The 3626-nt window shown below is 63.6% G+C and carries 2 protein-coding genes; one reads left to right on the top strand and one right to left on the bottom strand.

The features are described from left to right. Window positions 1-2892, bottom strand: coding sequence for a Tn3 family transposase (locus Q7J44_RS01640; protein ID WP_304876387.1), 2892 nt, complete (start codon window positions 2890-2892; stop codon window positions 1-3). Window positions 2893-2985: 93 nt separating this feature from the next. On the opposite strand from Q7J44_RS01640, the gene Q7J44_RS01635 reads away from it, so the two are divergent. Continuing rightward, complete coding sequence (locus Q7J44_RS01635) at window positions 2986-3594, top strand: recombinase family protein (protein WP_304876385.1); 609 nt, start codon at window positions 2986-2988, stop codon at window positions 3592-3594. Window positions 3595-3626: the final 32 nt, after the last annotated feature.

The raw sequence follows: 3626 nt of genomic DNA, 5'->3' as shown, positions 1-3626 counted from the left end.
TCAACGGCGTTTCGGCCACCTGTACTCGCCGGTGAGCAGGATGTGTGCCCATCCGAGGGGCGAGATGTGCGCCATGAGGTCGGGTGAGCAATCCAGACCGGCGCGTCGGCGGCTGGCGACGGCATGGCCGAGATGCTTGGTGTTCCAATAGATGATGATTACGGCGAGCAGGTTTAGCCCTGCCATTCGGAAGTGCTGGCCTTCGGCAGTTCGATCACGGATTTCGCCCTGACGACCGATGCGCAGAGCATTTTTGAGGGCATGATGGGCCTCGCCCTTGTTGAGGCCGATCTGGGCGCGGCGCTGCATGTCGGCATCGAGCAGCCATTCGGCAATGAAGAGCGTGCGCTCGACACGTCCGATTTCGCGCAAGGCCAAGGCCAGCTCGTGCTGACGCGGGTAGGCCGCGAACTTGCGCAAGAGTTGGCTGGGTTGCATGGCTCCGGTGGCCATGGTCGCCACGCTGCGCAGGATATCCGGCCAGTTTGCCACGATGAGGGGCTCCTTGATCTTGCCGCCTATCAACCCCTTCAATTCCTTGGGACAAGCCGCCGGATCGAAGAGGTAAAGGCGCTTGGATGGCAGGTCCCGGATGCGGGGAATGAACTGGAACCCCAGAAGGGCGGTGACCGCGAAGACATGGTCGGTGAAGCCGCCCGTGTCGGCATATTGCTCGCGGATCTTCTGGCCCGCGCCCGTCATCAGCAGGCCATCCAGAATGTAGGGCGCTTCGTTCACCGTGGCCGGGATGGTCTGGGTGGCGAAGGGTCCGAACTGGTCGGAGACATGGGTGTAGGCCTTCAGCCCTGGTTCCTGGCCGTATTTGGCGTTGATGAGGTTCATCGCCTCGCCCTGCCGTGTCGTCGGGAAGAACTGCCCGTCACTCGATGCGGTCTGCCCGGCCCCCCAGAACCGGGCCATCGGCAAGGCGGACTGCGCTTCGATCACCTTCGCCAGTGCTCTGGACAGGGCCTCGTTTTCGACATGCCATCGCGACAGGCGCGAGAGCTGGAAGTAATCGTGGGTGTTGGTTGCCCCCGCCATCTTGCTGAGGCCGAGGTTCAGCCCCTCGGCAAGCAGCACGTTCAGTAGGCCGATCCTGTCCTTGCAGGGCGCGCCGGTATGCAGATGCGTGAAGGCTTCGGTGAAGCCGACCTCATCGTCCACCTCCAGCATGAGATCCGTGACCCTGATTTCCGGCAGGCGCCCGTACAGGTCCAGCACCATGGCACCGGCTTCCTCGGGAACCGCCGCGGCCAGGCGGTCGACCTTCAGCACGCCATCCTCAATGGAACCGCCCGGAATAGCCCCGGCCTTCGCAGCTCGAGCCAACCGGCGAAGGGCATCGGACATACGCGCCTTGCGATCCGAAAGCCAAGATTCGGGTTCGAACGGCATGGCCAGCCTCGGCGTGGCGCGGGCGACCTCGACCGGAACCAGCGCCTCCTTCAGGTCGCCAAACCGCCGGGAATGGGCGAGCCAGACATCGCCCGAGCGGAAGGATTCCCGCAGATGGAACAGAACCGCGACTTCCCACAGACGGCCTGCATCGAGTCCATCCGCGTTCAGGTGCCGCAACCACTTCGACCCCCGGCGCAGAAACGCCAGTGGCAGGACCTCCGTCGTCTCCGTGCCCGCGATGATCGTGCTCGCCGCCAGCAGCGGTTCCGCCACGGGCGCTGCGCGAATGTCGAGCGCCCGCAGCATGCGCGGTGCGTAGCGGCGGAAGCGATGATACCCATGTCCGACATGCGCCAGAGGGTCGGCGGCCAGGGTGTCGGTCAACTGGGCCGCTGTCGCGACCAGCCCCTTGAGGGATAACCAGCCACCGGCATTGTCGACGGCCTCCTCGAGCGATGCGCGATCTTCATGGGCCTCCAGCAGCGCCGAGCCGAGGGTGGCGAAGGACTGCAAGGTGTCCTTCAGCGCCGCCTTGGCATCTTCCGCACGGGCGTCACATCGTGATTTCGCCTCGCGCCACGTCTTACCGACGATCCGGTCATGGGTTTCCACAATGGCGTCGGCAATGGCGCTGCGCCATTCCAACGCGCAGACGGCAAGGATGGCGAGACGGCGGTCGCCGGAGATGTCCCGCAGATCACCCGCGAAGTAGCGCTCTCCCTGCCTTCGCAGGCGGGCAAGCCGGTGGGGCGGCACACCGGCCAGGACCGTCTCGGCCAACCCAAGGCCCTGCAGGAATTCGAGCCGGTCGAGAAGACGGTTCATGTCGGCCGAGTTCTGACCCACCTCGAACTGGCGTAGCCAGACAAATCGCGTGACCGAGCCGCCGGCATCTTCCGTCAGAAGGGCATCAAGCTCGGCCCGCATGGCATTGTCCAGACGATCGGCGATCCGGACCTCGATACGGCGCTCAGCGGCGACCAGTGCATCCGCGCAAAGACGTTCAATGATGCTGATCCCGGGCAGGACGGTCTTGGTCGCGCGGCACCGCTCGACCAAGCGGCGCGCCAGATCCTCATTCGATCGTGTGGCTTCCGCAGCACGCTCCAGCCACGCCTTCAGGTCGCGCGACCCTCGACCCGTGAACATCTTGTAGCCGTAGATTGCGCGCAAATCGACAAGATGCCTTCGGCGCGTGACGTCTGTCTCAGCATAAGAGCAAAGGTCGTCGGCCCTCTCGCCAAGTTGCGCAGCGATGAACTTGGCTACGTTGATGGGGATCACTTCGCCGGGAGACAGAAGCCTGCCGGGATAGCGGAATGCGCAAAGCTGCAGGGCAAAGCCAAGGCGATTGTGTGATTGGCGGCGACGGCGGATCTGCTCAAGATCATCGTCAGCAAGCGTGTAGTGATGCAGCAAGGTCGCGCTATCTGTCGGCAGGTCAAACAAGGATGAACGCTGGCGATCGGTCAGAATTTGACGTCTTGGCATTGAGTGCGTCCCGCTTAATCATTAGTCTGTTCAGGACACAGTTCGCACCAGCAAAATCAACGACTTGCAACCGGAAATCTTGAGGAGGTCCAATTGGGACAGCGCGCGGCCCTCTATGCCCGGGTCTCCACGTCGGATCAGTCCTGCGAACGTCAGGTGGATGATCTGACAGCCTTCGCCGAGCGTGGCGGATACGAGGTGGTCGGCGTCTTCAAGGAAACCGCCTCAGGCACCGTGGCGAGCCGGGCCGCGCGGAACCAGATCATCGAGCTGGCCCAAGCCCGACAGATCGACGCTGTGCTGGTGACGGAGCTTTCGCGTTGGGGGCGGTCGACCCAAGACCTTCTCGATACCCTGCATCGGCTGGCGGGTTGGAAGGTTTCAGTCGTCGCCATGAGCGGCATGACCTTCGAACTGGACACCCCGCATGGACGGATGATGGCGACGCTCCTGGCCGGCATTGCCCAGTTCGAGCGAGATCTGCTGAGCGAGCGGGTGAAGTCAGGCCTCGCCGCCGCCCGCGCGCGTGGAAAGAAGCTCGGCCGACAGCCGGGCCAGCGCCCCAAGTCCGACAAGGTCGCGGAAAAGGTCGTCAATGCAGTCGCGGTGGGAAGATCCTACCGCTGGATCGCCCGCGATCTCGCCATCAGCAAGAACACCGTGCTCGAAATCATGAAAAGGCACCGCCAAAGCGCCTTATGATACGATCCTGCCCCGTCCGGCATTCGACCCCA

Origin of the sequence: Pseudotabrizicola sp., assembly GCF_030656345.1 — a bacterium.
Classification (GTDB): Bacteria; Pseudomonadota; Alphaproteobacteria; order Rhodobacterales; family Rhodobacteraceae; genus Pseudotabrizicola.
Note: the sequence above shows the minus strand (reverse complement) of the source record. Positions and strands in the feature narration are given on the sequence as shown.

Coding starts and splice junctions, on each gene's coding strand:
- Q7J44_RS01640 (WP_304876387.1), bottom strand. CDS start 2,892: ATGCCAAGACGTCAAATTCTGACCGATCGCCAGCGTTCATCCTTGTTT.